The sequence below is a fragment of the Shewanella sp. T24-MNA-CIBAN-0130 genome (genome assembly GCF_040310185.1).
Lineage (GTDB): Bacteria > Pseudomonadota > Gammaproteobacteria > Enterobacterales > Shewanellaceae > Shewanella > Shewanella psychromarinicola.
Genome location: NZ_JBEOPP010000008.1, coordinates 72,729 through 90,625, shown reverse-complemented (window position 1 = coordinate 90,625; position 17,897 = coordinate 72,729). Strand labels below are relative to the sequence as shown.

Sequence of the window (17,897 nt, the reverse complement as noted above, 5' to 3'; positions counted from 1 at the left end):
TCTCCATTGAGATAAATTCTGTAAAAAGTGCTCTCAGCTATCACTGACCAAGAGACATTAATGCTAGGCGAAAGCACGTTTAATATTCTCAATACGCTCAGCAATTTGCTCATCGGTCCAAGATAATTTTATCAGCATCGAAATGGTGCGGCTGATGATAGCGTCAGACTTAGGCGTTAGCACCTTAGTGTAATCTGGGCGATCGGCTATTAACATAATGGGTAACGCAGCAGGAGCGTTAAGCTCTTGGATGTGCTTCCAATTTTTAAGATAATGCCAATTGTTAACATACCAGTAAAAACAACCATCAACTTTGTTGGCTGCGAGCTTTTTATTAATTTCTTGAGTGCGAGCTTCCGTTGGCATCATAAATGTTAAGAAGCCTGCTGAATCACCTTCTGGATCAGGAATTTCACGGAATGTAATTTCTGCGATAGAAGCCATAGCATCTTTGATGGTTTTCTTGTTTTTACGTTGAATAGCAATGATTTTATCAAGCTTACGTAACTGTGCTAAACCCATTGCCGCATTCATTTCAGAAATACGGAAATTCAACCCCATCATTGGGTGCGATTCTGCACCGCGATCATTGCCTACATGGTCATGACCGTGATCTGAAAACATATGTGAATGGTTATAAATCTCGCTGTTGTTGGTCACAATCGCGCCACCTTCACCACAGGTAATGGTTTTGACTGAGTCAAAAGAGTAACAACCCACATCACCAATTGTGCCTAATGCTTGGCCTTTATAACTGCCACCGATGGCTTGACACGCGTCTTCTAAAATCACCAAGTTATGCTTTTTACATACTGCTTTGATTTCGTCCATCTTAGCCATTGAACCACACATGTGAACCAGGTTAATCGCCTTGGTACGTGGTGTGATTGCCGCTTCAATACCTTCTGGAGATAAACACAATGTTTCATCAATTTCAGCAAAAATGGGTACAGCACCGGCCATAAACACGGCTTCAACAGAGGCGACAAAGGTAAATGGAGGAACAATGACTTCATCGCCAGCACCAATGCCCGCTGCTGCCATTGCCGTTTGTAATGCAGCGGTACCGCTTGATACTAGATGAGCGTGTTTAACGTTCATCTTTTCGCAAAGTAATTGCTCCATGTCGCGGGTTTTCCAGCGATCATTGCGCATATGGTCAAAATTGTAACGGAAGGTAAAACCGTTCTCCATCACGTCAGCAACTTCCTGCTTTTCTTCAGGACCAAATAATTCAAAACCAGGCATGGAAATCATCTCCTAAAAATTCTGCGCATAGTAGCGCTAAATAAACGGGATGATTATAACGTCCTTCAGTGGTGGTTCGCGACTTTTATTGCATATTTTTAATAACAATAAACAAAGGCCTACTAAATAAACGACCTATTGATAAAGTGTAAAAGCAGATAGAAGGAGCCGTTATGCGAAATTTCGGCCATGAAGACGGTCAATGGTCACGTCTAAATCGGTGAGTAATCCGTTATTAACCCCGTAAATCCAACCATGTACTGCTACATCCTGACCGCGATCCCATGCTTCTTGGACTATGTTGGTCGACACGACATTTGACACTTGTTCTATAACATTAAGTTCGCAAAGACGATCAAAACGCCGTTGCTCAGTCATGGGTTCAAGTTCTGCACAATGAAAACGATGAATATCACGCAAATGCCCAAGCCAATTGTCAATCAGCCCCAATCGCTCTTGATTCATTGCCGCACGCACACCACCGCAGCCATAATGCCCAACGACCATAATGTGCTTTACTTTCAGCACATCAACAGCGTATTGCAGCACCGATAAACAATTTAAATCAGTGTGGATCACCATATTAGCGATATTACGATGAACGAATACTTCACCCGGTAATAAGTCGATAATTTGATTAGAAGGCACTCGACTGTCAGAGCAACCAATCCACAGGTACTCAGGATTTTGTTGTTTTGCTAATTTTTCGAAAAAGGTGGGATCTTCTTTGTTGATCCGTTCAGCCCAACGGCGATTATTTTCAAATAAAGGTTGAAGAAGTTTCATTGGTGCTCAAATTAGGTCGTTTTCGCCGGTAACGCATTACAGACTATATGTCATTTGTCTCGATTATATCAGCAATATCGGTGGATCTGGTCTATCCATTTAAGTGATTAATTAAAATTAATTTTACTCAAAAAATCAATAAGATGCTGATTAAAAATAGTCGGTTTTTCGATGTTAGCTAAGTGACCCGTTTGTTCTATGTGGACTAATTGACTGCCATCGATGGAGTCATGCATTAAATAACTTTCCAGTGCGGTACGCAAATGGCCGCTTAATCCAACCGTCACTAATGTGGGTAATGTTAGCGATTCGACAAATTCGAGGGTATCGCGTTTAAAGATGGCCATGTTGGCAAATTTAAGTAACGCGGCAATTTGCGCGCTGGAATAAGTGGTTAATTCAGTGCTGAATTGCTCTATCTCGGCCGTAAGCGTGGCATCTTGGGTGATTAATTGCTCAATGTCTTTACTGAAAAATAAGCCGCTAATAGTCTGTGCAAGCTCCGATGATATTGCTTGTTTGTTGGCTATTTCAGCCATTAACCCTTGATATTTAATGCAATTGACTTGCGGTTCAAATCCAACAAAACTGTTTAACATCACCAGCCCATTAATACGAACTGGGGCATGTAAAATCAGTTCTGCCGCAATGGCGCCGCCACTGCCATGGCCTATGATGGCGGCCGAATGAATATTGAGCATATCCATTAGTGTTAATACATGTTGGGCCACATCTTGCAAATTTTGAGTCGTCTCTGGGATAGTCGTCGTTTGACCATGGCCCCAAAAGTCGATGGCGATACAACGATACTGTGTTGATAATTCATCGATCTGTGCTCGCCACATATGACTGTTTGCGAGTAAGCCATGACAAAAAATAACCACAGGTCCATGGCCTTCATCCGAGTAATACAGTGGCTGATTATCAATTATTTTATGGGGCATTAAAGTGGACATAACAGACTCATTCAAAGGGAACGTACGCACAGGCATTAAGCCGGAGAGGGCGCAACAAAAAAAACGTAATGATTAACTAACTCGGTTAGTCGTTCAAGTAATGATGATTTTAACGATATTTCTGCAGCAGACAACACTTTTGCTAATTCAACCGCGCTAAATTGCGCTAACAATTCATTAGCAACGGGGAAATAACTTATATGCCAAGGCTCTGGGCTAACACCGCTTAAATGAGGCTGATACGGGAAATAAAACCCAAATTGAGCAGCGTGTAAATTGAGCCACTGGTGCAATGGAGCACAAGGACCATTGCCTGAGTATTCTGCTGTGATTAATTGTAACGCTTGCTGGGTAATACTATTGGCATCATATACATCAATATCTGTACCCCAATGGTGCCTCGAGGCACCAGGTAATGCAGACCATATCAAAATAGTATCAATTAGTTGCTGTGGCGTGAGGGTAGTAAACTCTACGGGATTTGAGGTTTTATCGAGTAAAGGACGTTGGCCACAAGCTTTTGCATTCCAAATACTCAATTGGCGATCAAATGGTCGATATGCCGAGCATATTTGCAAATCAAACCCTGCCGCTGATGCCGCATTTTGCAGCTGGTTAAATGCAGCTGCAGTGCGCTGTTCCAGTAAATATTGCCCAATAGCAACTAGATTTTCATCATCTAAACCATAAAGTGACGCTTGCTCGCAAGCAATATCGACCAAGGGCTGCCGTGGACTTATTTGCACAGTAGTTTTTCCAAAATGCGTTCATAACAATTGGCCAATATCTCTAAGTCGGCCACATTTACGCATTCGTTGACCTTATGAATAGTGGCGTTTACGGGGCCTAATTCCAACACTTGTGCGCCCGTTGGGGCGATAAAACGTCCATCTGAAGTACCACCTGTGGTTTGTGGATCGGTTTGATAACCTGTGACTTCACGAATTGCCTCACGCGCAGCGTCAAGTAATGGACCGTCACCGGTTAAAAACGGTAAGCCATTAAAAATCCAGTTGATATCATAATCTAAGCCATGTGCATCAAGAATACTCACTACCCGTTGGATCAACTCTTCTGCGGTCACCTCAGTGGAGTAACGGAAGTTAAACATGACGGCTAGCTCACCTGGAACCACATTTGATGCGCCCGTACCGCCATTGATGTTAGCGATTTGAAAACTGGTGGGTGGGAAAAACTCATTGCCATTGTCCCAATGCATTTGTGCGAGTTCAGTTAGTGCAGGAACCGCTTTATGAATAGGATTATCGGCTAAATGTGGATAGGCTACATGACCTTGAATACCATTGACGGTTAAGTTGCCTGTTAAGCTGCCTCGGCGACCATTTTTGACCACATCACCCAATTTATGCGTTGAAGAGGGCTCGCCGACTAACGCCCAAGTCATTTTTTCATTACGGGCTTCGAGGGTATCAATCACGCGCGTAGTACCGTTAATAAACGGACCTTCTTCGTCACTGGTAATTAAATAAGCAATAGAGCCATTGTGATCTGGATGTTTGGCGATAAATCGTTCGGTAGCAATAATCATCGCCGCCAATGAGCCTTTCATGTCGGCAGCGCCGCGACCATGTAAATAATTATCAATAATGGTGGGTTCGAACGGTGGAGTGTGCCAACGATTGAGATCGCCTGTTGGTACCACGTCGGTATGGCCAGCAAAGCAAAAAACAGGGTCGCTATTGCCACGTCTTGCCCACATGTTAGTGGTGTCTTCAAATACCATTGGCTCAATGTTAAAGCCAATGGCGGCAAGACGATTGGCCATCAACGTTTGGCAACCTTCATCTAATGGCGTTACCGATGGGCGTGAAATCAGATCTTTTGCTAATTCAACTACGTCATTATTCATTATGCGAACCACATTTGATATTCTGCTGCTTTAAAGCCAATCAGCAATTTATCCTTGTTAACTAAAACTGGGCGCTTGATCAGCGTAGGGTGTTGCACCATCAATGCGATAGCCTTGTCTTGAGTGAGATCGTTTTTTTCGGCATCATTTAAGCCACGAAAACTGGTACTTCGTTTATTAAACAGGGTTTCCCAACCGACGATATTAGCCCACAGCGCTACCGTGGTTTCACTTAGACCGTCTTCCCGAAAATCGTGAAACGTGTAATCAATTTTTTCGGCTTCAAGCCATTTGCGCGCTTTACGAACAGTATCGCAATTTTTTATGCCGTATAAGGTCAAAAGAATACTCCATTAATGTCGATTGGATTGTAATAGTAAGGTTTGGCTTTCAAAATAAGCCTGAAAAGTGCCTTATGTAAGATGGATATCAGTGAATGCATTTAACAACATTGTGGCATTGTGAAGCGGCTTGAACAAGCCTAAGACGGCGTTTTGGGGCGATTTCATAATTTGCAACCTAGGCTAATTTAAGCGTGCGGTTGCATATTAATGTGTCGCTAACCATTAGCAATAACCATTAGCATTATCGGTTAACTATGGCAGTTAACTATATCGGTTAACTATGTCGATAAAAATAGCTCAGTCCAACATGATGTTACATTTGCACAGTAAAAATAATATCTTTACCGGCAATGACACTACCTTGGGCTTTATCTAATTGTTTAATATCTTCCATGTTTGCCAACACCACAGGGGTCAATAGACTGTCGACTTTATCGCGCAAATAGGCCAGATCAAAAGCCAAAATGGGTTCACCTGCTTTGACTTGCTGACCTTCTTCGGCTAAACGTTTAAAACCATTACCCTTGAGCTCAACAGTGCCAACACCAAAGTGAACAAACAATTCTAGCCCCTGGGGTGACTCGATACTGAACGCATGATTGGTTTCAAAAATTTTACCAATGGTGCCATCAATTGGGGCAACCATAAATTCGCCCTTAGGGTCGATAGCAATACCATCGCCAACAATTTTTTCAGCAAATACCACGTCGGGTACTTTTTCGATTGCAACAATATCACCCGATACTGGTGCATAAATAGCTATACCACCAGTCAATGGTGGTTGGCCAGAAATCAATCGCCGTATTCGGCTTAAAAATCCCATAAGAACAAGCCCCTGTTAGTCATATTTTTATGCGGTTAATTGTAAACGGCTCTGCCAGCTTTACCTACTTTATTCGTGTGATTGGTCGCAATCGAGTGAAAAAGCGTTAATGGCTTCACGAATATCAGTAATGCGAGTTAACAAAGCGATGTGTTGTGCATGGTTAACAAAATGGGTGTAGTTACCTTCAATCAATGCCACTTTTACGTCTAATAAATTAGCAGGATTGATACTTAACTCATCAAGCCCTAGTCCTACCAATAAGGGCAGAGCTTGTGGGTCGCTGCCAAGTTCACCACACAATGAAACACTGACATGAGTGTGTTTACAGTGGGAAATCGTTAAGGCAATAAGTTGTATTACTGCCGGTGACAGAGGTGGGTATTGTTTAGCTAAATGCGGATTGGTGCGATCGGCCGCTAAGGTATATTGGGTTAAGTCATTGGTGCCGATACTGACAAAATCGAGTAATGGCAACATACTTGGCAGGTTCAATACTGCTGCTGGGGTTTCAACCACAATGCCGTAGCTGAGAGCCCCAAAACCTTTTTCTTGCTCATTCAACTCGGATTTAGCGCGTTCAATTAACAAAAACGCGGCGTCAAGTTCTTCTACCTGGCTTACCATCGGAAACATTAATCGAACTTGGCCATGATTAGCGGCGCGAAGGGCGGCTTTCACTTGAGTAATAAAGGTCTCTGGGTGTGCCAAACTATAGCGAATGCCACGAATGCCAAGGGCAGGGTTATCTTCGTTGTTTTGAGGCAAGAAAGGAATTTCTTTATCGGCGCCAATATCAAACGTTCGAATGGTAAGCACTTCACCTTGTAAGCTATGAAGGGCATCGCAATAAAGTTTATATTGTTGATGTTCATCTGGCAGAGCTTTGGCATTCATTAGTAAAAATTCGGTACGAAATAAGCCAATACCTTGGGCTCCAACATCGGTGACATGAGATATTTCACTCAGGTTGCCCACATTGGCCAGCAAAGTGACCTTATGACCGTCGCGAGTTTGACTGGGTTTATCTTTATAAATCATCAATGCTTGGCGACGCAGCAATTCTTGTTGTTGTTTCTGCTTTAATTGATCAAAAACGTCAGCTGACGGGGCAACATGTAATTCACCTGACATACCATCTAAAATAAGCTGGGTGCCATCTTCAATGACGTCTTTGGTTTGTGAAAATTGATAATTGAGTAATGCAGGTATCCCTGCTGCCCGAGCCAAAATCGCAGTATGGCTTGTTAGACCTCCAGACTCTAGGATCAGCCCGGTGATGTGAGTTAGTGGCAATATGGCAAATTCTGCAGGGGTTAAATCATCAGCCAGTAATATAGTGTCTTCGGCAAGGGTCGATAAATCCCATTGTAAGTGCCCTTGCAACGCACTGGTTAAGCGCTTAGCCAAACACATAATATCAACACTGCGATTAGCCAAATAAGGGTCATCTAATGCCGACATTTCTGCTGCATGTTGATTAAAAATGCGATCAACAGCAACGGCGGCACCGACTTTAAATTGACGAATATGTTGATGAAGTTGCTGTTGTAGTTCCTCATCTTCAAGCAACATAATATCGCTATCAATAAGTTGGAAATTATCACCATCTGGGTACAGGTGATGTTGGCAGTGTTGTAAATGAGCAATAAGGTGATTAATGGCTTGTGTTAGTTGTTGTTGCTGCTGGTCAATTTGTTCAATAGAGAGAAGTTTAAAATCCAGTGGTGGCAGTTGAGTGGTGATAGTCAGTGCTTTACCAAAAGCGATGCCTGCTGATACTACTATTCCGTTGATTGACATATCGCTGTCCTATTAACTATGGTTGTCCTAATTAACTCTAATTAACTCTAATTAACTCTAATTAACTCTAATTAACTCTAATTAACTCAGAGTCATCAGCAGTGAGGCAATTTTGTCAACGGCTGCTTGGGCGTGTTCACCGGAAGCAAATACCGTCACTGACACACCTTGGTATAGACCTAATGTTTGTAACTTGAATAAACTTTTGGCGCTGGCCTGCTTACCATTGCATTCAACTATGACGTCGCAATCAAACTCTTTTGCCTCTTTAACCAGTAATGCCGCTGGGCGGGTATGAATACCGTGAGGAGCAACAATGGTGACCGTTTTTTGATACATAGACAACATACTCTGTAATGAATGACAACTAAATACTCATCGGATTAAATATCAATATTTCAATAAGCTAGTCGAAATATCCACTAGCTTATTGGTTAAATGATACCTTGTAGAACTCAGCTATTTAATCTAATAGGCATAATATACCCTAAAGTCATAATAGCTAAAAGCGATGTTCGACTCGAAATGAGCTGTGATGTTGATATAGACCATGGCTATAAGCCAATATTGTTTGTCGATAAGACGGCGAGGGTGAGGGTAGTAACATTAAGGCTTTCCATGCTGATGGGTATAATATCAACCGTGGAAAGCCTTTGTTTGTGTAATGAGTTGATCGAATTAAATTATATTTTAAATTGTCCTAGTGTCTGACTCATATCTACACTAATAGTTTGCAACGATTGTGCTGCCTGACTGTGGGTTTCGTTAGCTGTTAACGATAGTTCGGTGAGTTCAGAAATCGTACTGACATTAATGTTAATGTCTTCGGTGACGAGTGCTTGTTCTTCTGTGGCGCTGGCGAGTTGCGCTGTCATGCTACTAATATTTTCGATAAGCGCTAAAATTGCGATAATCGCATCACTTGATTGCACAGCTTTTGATTGCAGCTGAGCAGAATGTTGCTGTGTGTTAGTAATACTGTTAATAACCGATTGAATACCTGTCTGGATCTGGTTAATAATTTTATTGATTTCATTGGTTGAAGACTGAGTCCTGTTTGCCAACGCACGCACTTCATCAGCGACTACAGCAAAACCTCGGCCATGTTCACCTGCGCGTGCAGCTTCAATGGCGGCATTCAGTGCAAGTAGATTAGTTTGATCTGCAATGCTACCTATCACGTCAAGGATGCTGCCAATCTCAGCAGATGATTGACTGAGGGTTAACGACACCGTTTCTGCTTGTTGTAGCTCACCGACTAAACTTTCTGTCTGTTCAACTGTTTGTTGCATCAATTGTTGATTTTGTTCGGCTTGATGTTTCACATTGCTGGCACCGTCTGCCGCATCTTGAGTGTTTCGAGCCATTTCTTGGCTCGTCGATAGCATTTGGTTAATCGCAGCGGCGACACTTTGAGTTTCGCTGTGCACTTGGTTCGCGCTTTGATTCGATAATTTTACAGTATCTAATAAATGCACAGCTTCATTATTTAAGGTATGCCCAAGAGGTTGTAAATTAGCAACCATATTAGCTATTTTAATCACAAATTGATTGAACGCATCGGCTAGTTTGGCGACTTCATCATTGCCTTCTGTCGACAAGCGTTGAGTCAAATCGCCTTCACCTTTGGCGATTTGTTCCATCGCGTCGATTGTGACGTTAAGAGGTTGGGTAATGGAATGATTAAGCAATAAAAAGAACGCAAAAATAGGCACTGCAATCATCATCATAATAATGAAATAGTCAATAATGATACCTGTCATACTGTTATTGACATCGTTGACGTTTGCTTGGGTGATTAGCGTTAATTCAAGTTTTGGATAATATTGTGCTGCGGCAAGTACCGTTTGCGGTTGATTTTGTTGATCGACAACCGCAAACTTTGCTTGGGCTGTTTGGTGTTGTTTTGCCGTGGTGATTAGCTGTTGATAAGGCGTTGAAGCATCATTTGCCGCCAAGTTGTTGATGGATTTACTGATTGATCTTGGGTTTAGTGGATTAACAATAATATTATTTTGATTATCGACAACAATAAACGCTTGATGCTCAGAGACCTTAATGTCACTAACAAACTGGCTTAATAATTCGACCGTTGCATCAGGATTAACAAGCTTAAAGGCATCAAGCGTGCTACTTAATTGGTTGACTTGTCCGGTGAGCTGTTTGAACTTTTGCTCTATTAAATGATTGTATTGTTCATTAATGGAAAAAGAACCGAAAACCACTGTACCTAAAGCGGCTAAAGCTAACATAATAAATAATCGCTTTAAAATGGTTAGGCGTCTCAATAATCTAATCATTATCAGTCCTATTTTAAACTATCAATACAAAGTAATGGGATTATAATGAAAATATTAAAAAAAATAAGCGTAAAAGATTGTTTTTGTGAACAAACTGCATATTTTATATTTGTAAGCATAAGGTAGTGAATTGGTTAAAGCTGTTTTTTATCAACTGGTTAGTTGAATATTAACGTTGTTTGGTTAATTAATGTGCTAAGCAATTGTTTTAATTTTGATTTTTTTACGGTTTACCCGCAAGATTAGTGTAATTAACGAAAAGGTATTAATGCTATGAATTCATCTTCTATCGTCAACAATGACGATATTCTACTTAAGCTTTGTCATTCAGTGTCTCATGTTCTTTCTAGCACGAGTGCTAGCCAAATTAGTCATGCTGGGATGATTCAAAGTATTTCTCGCACCCGCTTAAAACCTGATTTGGGTTGTTTCTCTATTTTCGATGGTGGTTTTTCTGGCTTGGTTGTGATCAACTTTTCTGCGGCAGCGGCTATTGAAATTTATCGCCGTTATATGCTCAACATGGGAATGCCTGAAACGGAATTAGCGTTTTCACATACTTCTGATGATGTGAGCAATGTAATGGGCGAATTAATGAACCAGATTTTGGGTGATTTTATTGGTAAAATATCAAAAGAATTACAAACATCCATTAGCCAAAGTCAGCCTAAAATGTTGACGATTAATAAAGAATTAACGATTTCAGTCGATACTAACCTCGATAACGCCGTCGCGAGAAGAGTGTCGTTTAGGACTGAAAATAACCATATTTTTTATCTTGAATTTGCCATGGATAAAACAGAGTTTCTTCGATCTGCAGACTTTGAAATGAATGAGGAATTTGATCTTGACTCATTAATCGAAACTCACGGTCAAAAAGCGCAAGCTAAATCAGATAAATCACAAGATGTACTCAATGATCCCAATGTAAAAGGCCTTGTTGTCGACGATGCTGATGACTTACTCAGCGAGCTTGGGTTATAACGTCAGGGATATAATGAAAACAACCATGTTAAGTTATTTATCTTGGTTGTTTTGTTTACCAAAATGCACTATTCATAGAAGGTTAGCTATAAAAATGGCATTTAAAGCCACTTCTATTGATATAACTTACTGTGATGGCGTGTTTTAGTTGACCGTGTCTGGTGCGTTAATGAATAGTCCATTGGTAAATTTAGACACGCGTCAGCCATTTCAAGCTATTGCCAAAGAGCTTAATGCTAACGTTGATAAAAATGCCAGTAACTTAAGTACTCAAAATAGGCATATATTAGCCTTATTAACTTGTGGTTAAGAGGCCTGTCAGCGATTAATCAAAAACCATTTAGTGTTACATAGCTCTTGTGGTGTGATGGTAGAAGACGACTCACTGACTTAACGTGTACTGAGTAGTATTTTGAGTATCAACACTAGGTCAATATCACGGGTTTAAGTGTTCCCATGTGTTTACTCTAAACGATGTATGACATAAGTAAAAATCAACCAACTGATTGATTTAAAAGGATAAGTCTTTTTATGGCAGGTGCCAGTTTATTAACCCTATTAGATGATATTGCCACTATTTTGGATGATGTAGCGGCAATGAGCAAAGTGGCGGCACGCAAAACCGCTGGTGTTCTGGGTGATGATTTAGCGTTAAATGCGCAGCAAGTATCGGGTGTTGCCTCTGAGCGAGAGCTTCCTGTCGTGTTTGCCGTCGCCATGGGGTCGTTTCGCAATAAAGTCATTTTGGTGCCGATGGCCATGCTGATCAGTGCGTTTATTCCATGGGCTATTACTCCTTTATTGATGTTTGGTGGTTTGTTTTTATGTTATGAGGGCTTTGAAAAGGTCTATCATTCACTAACACATAAGCGTGTACCAGTGGTCGATGACGATGCGGTGGTTGCCAAAGCAAAAGCTGATATCGAAGACTTAGCAGCATTCGAAAAAGAAAAAATAAAAGGGGCGATTCGCACCGACTTTGTCTTATCCGCTGAAATTATCGCAATTAGTTTAGGTGTTGCTGCACACATGGACCTAATGGGGCAATTTTTAACCTTATGCGTTATTGCCATTGTGATTACGATAGGCGTATACGGCCTAGTGGCAGGGATTGTTAAAATTGATGACCTTGGTTTGTATCTTGCTCAACGTAAGCCCAGTGGAATAGGGCATAAATTGGGATTAGGATTAGTATCTGCAGCCCCTTACTTAATGAAAATTCTCACATTTGTCGGTACTATTGCCATGTTTATGGTTGGTGGCGGTATTTTAACTCACGGTATTCATCTGGTATCTGAATGGATTGCGCATGCAGAAACGCTGGTAAGCCAAGTGAGTGTTGTAGGTGGCTTTTTAGGGTTATTAACCCCAAGCGTGTTGAATGCACTATTTGGTGTTGTTGCTGGTGGTTTAGCGGTATTAGTGATCAATGGTGTGACTAAGCTAATGCCCTCTAAAACCTAGTTTTATAGTGATAAAGCTGGCTGCAGATACGAAAAGAGCATAGTCAATGACCATGCTCTTTTTTAATGAGTGATGCTAATCTCTGTTAGTGAATCACTTAAGATTAAACGGCTAAGTCATCACTCTCACCAAGGTTTGGTTCTGCTTTTGGATTCGGGCCGTATTCGTTATCATCTTTACTGTTAAAGCACATCACGACGAGCAGAATTAATGCACCAAGCAGCGGGATAAACATTAATAATAACCACCAACCAGAATGGTCAGTATCGTGAAGACGACGAACACTCACTGCGATGCTTGGAATGACGATGGCGAGTGAATAAATAGAACTCAATAATCCAGCACCATAAAGTTCACTGTATAAGCCCACACCCATATCCAATAAGGTCAGCACAATACTAATGATCATGCTGATCAGTGCAAACATCCAGTATTCTTTACGACGTGCTCGGCCGCTAAAATCGAAATACTGTTTTAAAACCTTTACATACCAATCCATTCGTTATTCCTTAACGTTAATTTTTTTTAATCTAGTGCATTTGTAACAAAACAGCCTTGAATTAACAAGATTTTATTTTATTTAAGCCTAAACATTAATGCCGATTTGATCAACAACGGCATTATGGTACAAGCTGATAAAAAGGTTGTTAACGTGGCTGATCACTTGGCTATCTCAAGGGATAATAAACCCTTATCAAACTCGCTACTTGCGTGGAATTTTCAAGCAATAAATAAACCATAACCTTCATTACGCTAAAGATTATAACCCGGCGCATTTCTGCTATCTTTTGCGCAACATTAACATTTAACTCATCAGTTTAGCTCAAGAGTTTGGCCATCAATAAATATAACACGGTTGCGAATGTGTGGGTCTTGAACATCAACCACTTCATCACGGACTCATTCTAAAAAGTTAGCGTTTAACATCAGCCGCAAATCTCGTTTCGACTTAGTGTTTTATCTCGTCGGCTTTCGGTGTTGTTTGGGACCTGGGCGGGTTATTTGAGAGGCGTCAAAATCTAATTTTGCATTCTTGACGAAAAAATTAGCGGGTATGAGCATATCGTAATGCCACTGAGTGATGTCGGAAGCCATAAGTCACCGCATACCTGCGGCAATCCACAAGGTAGCGGAATAGGGCATAATAAATTGCCAAAAAGGTAAGACATCCATTAGAAAGCAAGGACGACGGAGACTAAGGTTTAAGCTTTATTGATAGGATTTGTCTGTTATGTAAGCTCAACAAGCTTAGCGTTAATTGACGTAAATTATCCATCAACTGCAGGTCCTTGATCCAATCGTATTGATTTACAACCGTATATCTAACTCATTATGGATTAACACCACGCATTGAGACGCGAATAGCATTTTTGGCCCTAAGTTTATATGTTGAGTACCGAGTCGCTTTAAGCTATTAAAGCTCTTTTTAGGCATAGGAATATGATCGGTGAGTAGAAAACAAGGATTATGTGCAAACTCTATGTCACGCACTGGGGTGCCTTTTTTCTCCAACATATACAGTTGATATTCTTCGGCTAACTCTTGCACTAGCTTTTCAAAACTCACAGTGCGTACCGTAATGCCGGGCTCAACCACACGCAATTGCTCTTTCGTCATGCCCTTTGACGCGGTTAAGGCTTTGGCAATTTTATTGGTTAAATTTTGCTCATGGAAGCCGCCTATATGACCCAGTTCACCTGAACGGAAACAGATGGTGCGAGAAAAATCTTGGGTGCTTTCTAATACTAAATAAACAATAACATCATCCCGATGAGACTGGGCCACAAAGATGGTGTTCATTAAGGTATGGGCTAAAATTTCAGTATGGGCCTCTTGGCCTATACTCGCCACAAACTGCTGACTATCAACTGGAGCCGCTCTGGCTCGAACTACAAAAGCGCGCATCGGTAAATCCTATTAGAAGTAAATTAAACATGAAGCGGATAACGTAGTCGAATAATCAATCTGTTACTGCGCATAGCATTATTATTGCAGCTTTAAGCTTGGCTGTAACGCGATTAATCTATTGGTTTAGTTTTAGATAACGCAGACTAGTTCTAATGAGTAATACAGTTGTTAAAACAAGCGCTAAGCGTTATGTTGTTAATGCTGGAATGTGATTTATTCAATTATTGATGCCGGTTATCAAGTCAATAAATCACATTCATGAGATCATTAATTCAAGGTCATTTACGATGATAATCAGGAAAGCGCTAGAGTCTGACGTTCAATCTATTTACACCATGAGAAACCGAGCTATTATTGAAAAATGCATCGGATTTTACAGCTCATCGCAGTTGGCATTATGGACACAAGGCGACATCTCTGAGGCATTGATTAATGATATTGTAGCGAACTTCTATGTTTCGCTATTCAAGGATCGTGTTATCGGATGCGGTAAAGTTAATCTTGAAACGGGCATGATAGACGCTATTTTTGTCGACCCTGACAATTTTGGACAAGGGGCTGCAAAGTCAATGTTGGTATTTCTTGAATGCCGAGCCTTGGAGAACGGTCTTGAATTATTACAACTCGAATCCACGCTAAATGCCGCATCATTTTATCGCGCCTGTGGTTTTGTTGGTGATGAAGTGTCAACTTATCATTCACCGCGGGGGATCCGTTTGGATTGTATTCCAATGCGAAAGTCGTTGTAATAGTTAGACTCTGTGAACAGACATCAATTCTTAGGTAAATATCAGCCCCCTTTGTGTAGAGGGCTGTTTTGCATAAGGAACGGGATCTTGGCAACAGATTAATGTTGGCAACTACAATTACGCTGGTTTTTTTCAGTTTTACCAATACCGGGGTTGAATGTATTGGTTGGGTCGAGAGTTAAATAAAAGTCTTTAAGAGTTTGCTCTGCTTCATACAAATGGCCCACATTATGCTCAGCAGGGTATTTAACGCCGCGTTTATTGAGCAATTCAAGCATGCTTTTCTTCACTTCTTTAGGATCTGCACCTTTTTTCAAAATGTAATCCTGATGAAAAACGTGACAGAAAAAGTGCCCATAGTAGAGCTTCATTTCAAGCTGTTGTTCCAATGCTTCCGGAAGTTGTTCTAACCAGTCAATATCATCCCGTCTTAGTGCTATATCTAACGACAATAAATCACCTACGTCTTTTTGATATAAGGTATGGTAGCGCATAGCAGCACCTGCGGCTGCAAAACGGTTTAAAACGGCAGCTTGTGTTTCTTGTGCATCACATTCAAAAAAGTCACCTTCTTGCTCGGCAAAAAAGCCAGTCAAATGAGTTCTCGCTTCTGCAATACCTTGCTCGCTCATTTTCAAAATTAAGTGATGATCGTATTTGGCTCGATATTGCAAAATACGCGGCGGTAAATGTTGCGGAAAAAATCGACTGGCAAGTTGCATAAGCCAATCACTTAAATGAGAAGACACAAAGGGTAACGATTTACACACGGCATCTATTCGGCCTTTTAATGCAAACAACTTAGGTAAACGATCCGTGCCTAAGTGTTTCACACTCAAAAATGTGTCTTTGCCATACTGGGCAGAGATATCGAAAATATCTTTGTGTAAGTATTCGCCCACCTCTGGTAAATGCTTATATTGTTGTAAAATTTCCCGTCTGAGCCTGCCCAATACTAAGGGATCGTTAGTGCCAACATAAAATGTTTGCTCTTGCTCAGCAACGGCAAAAGTATCTAACCTGACCGCAAAAACAGCTAACTTGCCTGCGCAGCCACTGGCTTCAAATAAACGCCTTGGATCGGCGTTGTAGCGGCTAGGGCTGTTTTCATCTACCTGACGGACACGGTGCTGATATTCTGTATCTGAACGCTGAGCATCGCTTGGCGCCAAGTTTTCCTTAGCAAAATTACCCGTCATCAAATTGGTTAATATCTCTTCAGGAGTCTCACCCAGCTCAATACCTAAATGATTAACCAGTTGTAGTTCACCCTGTTCATCAACCCGCGCAAACAACGCCATCTCAGTATACGCTGGACCTCGTTTGACTAACGCGCCGCCCGAATTATTGGCTATGCCACCGACCACGGATGCTCCTAAACACGAAGAACCAATCACCGAATGAGGCGTACGCTTAATTGGTTTTAGCAACGTCTCTAGGCTGAACAAGGTTGCCCCTGGAAAACTTAAAACCTGTTGACCTTGTTCCAATAAAGAAACTTGATCCATTGCCAACGTATTGATGATAATAATAGGTCGGTCATAATCATCACCACTGGGTGTGGAGCCCTCTGTTAACCCTGTATTAGCCGCTTGCATAATAATAATAACTTTGTGGTTAACACACACTTGCAAGGCCTTATATAACACCAGCAGAGACTGCGGTTTGAGCACCGCAAGCGCATCACCGCCGCCAGTTCGCCAACCAAAGCGAAATCGGCGTGATTTTTGCTTATTTATAATGATTTGATTTTGACCTACAACGTCTTGAAGTTGTTGCAGTAACTGCGGATGGGGCATGATGTGAACTTCCTAACATTCATTCAACAGTTGCTAAAAATCAGCTATATGTTGAAACAACAAATACAATATCTCTACCCTAGGCTAATAAAACCCAAAACACCACAATAGATTATCCCGATATTTTCTATTAAAATAATCCAACATTACTCGCCAAGCTGCAGCATTAGTGCGTATGACGTATGTTGATCACTGTTTGAAAATCGAGAGCGGAAACCACGATAAGGCTCAACAAACCGGCAACGATGGTTGGGTGCTGAAAACTTAATTTTCAAATAATACCTCTTACTCCCCCCTTTATTGTTATCAAACAGTTTGTGCTGCTTTGAATTTACCTAATTGCTTAAATTAAACTTTTCAGAGCCCAACCTATTGATAAATCCCGTTCAATTTGTACGTTTGAATAAAGATAAAAGCTATCGAAATAAAAGTATCAAAAGTTATCTTATAGGATGAGTGCGATGGGTGTTTTAGGCTTCGTCGTTTTGCTTCGTTTTGCTTCGTTTTGCTTCGTTTTGCTTCGTTTTGCTTCGTTTTGCTTCGTTTTGCTTCGTTTTCTAGGTTTACCATTGATGTGATTAACCAAATATTATGGATTCAAACATGGCTCAATTTATGGGTTTGAAAAAAAATTAAATAACAACGACAAGAATATACAACGGATGAACATCTCTCTGAGCATCAGCAACAGGCATAAATAAATGCTGAACATGCGCTATAATTAGCTTAAATAAGACTCTAGGAAAAGAACTTGCTGAAGCCTTGATAGAGTTGCTAAAATTAAAATGCAATTAATTATTCTTTCAATGGCTTAGATGGGTCCTCCGAGTTTCCTGGCCCATGAGGCGCGTGATGATGAACAC

The 17,897-nt window shown here is 41.0% G+C and carries 16 protein-coding genes and 1 pseudogene; 4 read left to right on the top strand and 13 right to left on the bottom strand.

The window, feature by feature from the left end; translation table 11 throughout:
- Positions 1 to 63 precede the first annotated feature (63 nt).
- From kdnA to AAEZ02_RS05220, 10 genes are all read right to left on the bottom strand, one after another.
- A complete protein-coding gene (gene kdnA, locus AAEZ02_RS05265) occupies positions 64 to 1,248 on the bottom strand; it encodes an 8-amino-3,8-dideoxy-alpha-D-manno-octulosonate transaminase KdnA (RefSeq protein ID WP_124011650.1) in 1,185 nt (394 codons plus the stop codon).
- 171 nt (positions 1,249 to 1,419) lie between these two features.
- On the bottom strand, positions 1,420 to 2,034 hold the full coding sequence (can, locus tag AAEZ02_RS05260) for a carbonate dehydratase (protein WP_101031906.1): 615 nt from the start codon (positions 2,032 to 2,034) through the stop codon (positions 1,420 to 1,422).
- A gap of 107 nt (positions 2,035 to 2,141) precedes the next feature.
- Positions 2,142 to 2,990 (bottom strand): alpha/beta fold hydrolase, encoded by an 849-nt coding sequence (locus tag AAEZ02_RS05255; RefSeq protein ID WP_164839494.1) that lies wholly within the window; start codon positions 2,988 to 2,990, stop codon positions 2,142 to 2,144.
- Between the two features lie 35 nt (positions 2,991 to 3,025).
- A complete protein-coding gene (locus tag AAEZ02_RS05250; protein WP_124011648.1) occupies positions 3,026 to 3,736 on the bottom strand; it encodes a M15 family metallopeptidase in 711 nt (236 codons plus the stop codon).
- Positions 3,727 to 4,860 (bottom strand): succinyl-diaminopimelate desuccinylase, encoded by a 1,134-nt coding sequence (gene dapE, locus AAEZ02_RS05245; protein ID WP_124011647.1) that lies wholly within the window; start codon positions 4,858 to 4,860, stop codon positions 3,727 to 3,729. The genes AAEZ02_RS05250 and dapE overlap by 10 nt, the downstream gene beginning before the upstream one ends.
- A complete protein-coding gene (locus AAEZ02_RS05240; protein WP_124011646.1) occupies positions 4,860 to 5,201 on the bottom strand; it encodes an ArsC family reductase in 342 nt (113 codons plus the stop codon). Before AAEZ02_RS05240 ends, dapE begins: the two co-directional genes overlap by 1 nt.
- 316 nt (positions 5,202 to 5,517) lie before the next feature.
- On the bottom strand, positions 5,518 to 6,027 hold the full coding sequence (gene crr, locus AAEZ02_RS05235; RefSeq protein ID WP_335686900.1) for a PTS glucose transporter subunit IIA: 510 nt from the start codon (positions 6,025 to 6,027) through the stop codon (positions 5,518 to 5,520).
- Between the two features lie 69 nt (positions 6,028 to 6,096).
- On the bottom strand, positions 6,097 to 7,830 hold the full coding sequence (ptsP, locus tag AAEZ02_RS05230; protein WP_351122161.1) for a phosphoenolpyruvate--protein phosphotransferase: 1,734 nt from the start codon (positions 7,828 to 7,830) through the stop codon (positions 6,097 to 6,099).
- An 81-nt stretch (positions 7,831 to 7,911) separates the two neighbouring features.
- Positions 7,912 to 8,169 (bottom strand): HPr family phosphocarrier protein, encoded by a 258-nt coding sequence (locus AAEZ02_RS05225; protein WP_101031899.1) that lies wholly within the window; start codon positions 8,167 to 8,169, stop codon positions 7,912 to 7,914.
- Positions 8,170 to 8,513: 344 nt separating this feature from the next.
- Positions 8,514 to 10,130: a methyl-accepting chemotaxis protein gene (locus AAEZ02_RS05220; RefSeq protein ID WP_124011643.1), complete on the bottom strand. Its 1,617-nt coding sequence runs from the start codon at positions 10,128 to 10,130 to the stop codon at positions 8,514 to 8,516.
- 273 nt (positions 10,131 to 10,403) lie between these two features.
- Between AAEZ02_RS05220 and AAEZ02_RS05215 the strand changes: the two genes are divergently transcribed.
- The 3 genes and pseudogenes from AAEZ02_RS05215 (at position 10,404) to AAEZ02_RS05205 (ending at position 12,578) form a co-directional block, all read left to right on the top strand.
- A complete protein-coding gene (locus tag AAEZ02_RS05215) occupies positions 10,404 to 11,114 on the top strand; it encodes a DUF3334 family protein (protein ID WP_124011642.1) in 711 nt (236 codons plus the stop codon).
- Positions 11,115 to 11,262: 148 nt separating this feature from the next.
- Positions 11,263 to 11,418, top strand: a pseudogene (locus tag AAEZ02_RS05210) (LacI family transcriptional regulator); the annotation flags it as partial.
- A 227-nt stretch (positions 11,419 to 11,645) separates the two neighbouring features.
- Positions 11,646 to 12,578, top strand: coding sequence for a DUF808 domain-containing protein (locus AAEZ02_RS05205; protein WP_101031896.1), 933 nt, complete (start codon positions 11,646 to 11,648; stop codon positions 12,576 to 12,578).
- Positions 12,579 to 12,681: 103 nt separating this feature from the next.
- Here AAEZ02_RS05205 and AAEZ02_RS05200 read toward each other — a convergent pair whose 3' ends face one another.
- Together AAEZ02_RS05200 and trmY are read right to left on the bottom strand one after the other, a co-directional pair.
- Entirely contained in the window at positions 12,682 to 13,077 is a 396-nt protein-coding gene (locus tag AAEZ02_RS05200; protein ID WP_124011641.1) for a DUF805 domain-containing protein, read from the bottom strand.
- A gap of 809 nt (positions 13,078 to 13,886) precedes the next feature.
- Entirely contained in the window at positions 13,887 to 14,483 is a 597-nt protein-coding gene (trmY, locus tag AAEZ02_RS05195; RefSeq protein WP_124011640.1) for a tRNA (pseudouridine(54)-N(1))-methyltransferase TrmY, read from the bottom strand.
- A 290-nt stretch (positions 14,484 to 14,773) separates the two neighbouring features.
- On the opposite strand from trmY, the gene AAEZ02_RS05190 reads away from it, so the two are divergent.
- Entirely contained in the window at positions 14,774 to 15,235 is a 462-nt protein-coding gene (locus tag AAEZ02_RS05190) for a GNAT family N-acetyltransferase (RefSeq protein WP_124011639.1), read from the top strand.
- A 98-nt stretch (positions 15,236 to 15,333) separates the two neighbouring features.
- Here the strand turns inward: AAEZ02_RS05190 and dld are convergent, their stop codons facing one another.
- Complete coding sequence (dld, locus tag AAEZ02_RS05185) at positions 15,334 to 17,034, bottom strand: D-lactate dehydrogenase (RefSeq protein WP_124011638.1); 1,701 nt, start codon at positions 17,032 to 17,034, stop codon at positions 15,334 to 15,336.
- Positions 17,035 to 17,897 lie beyond the last annotated feature (863 nt).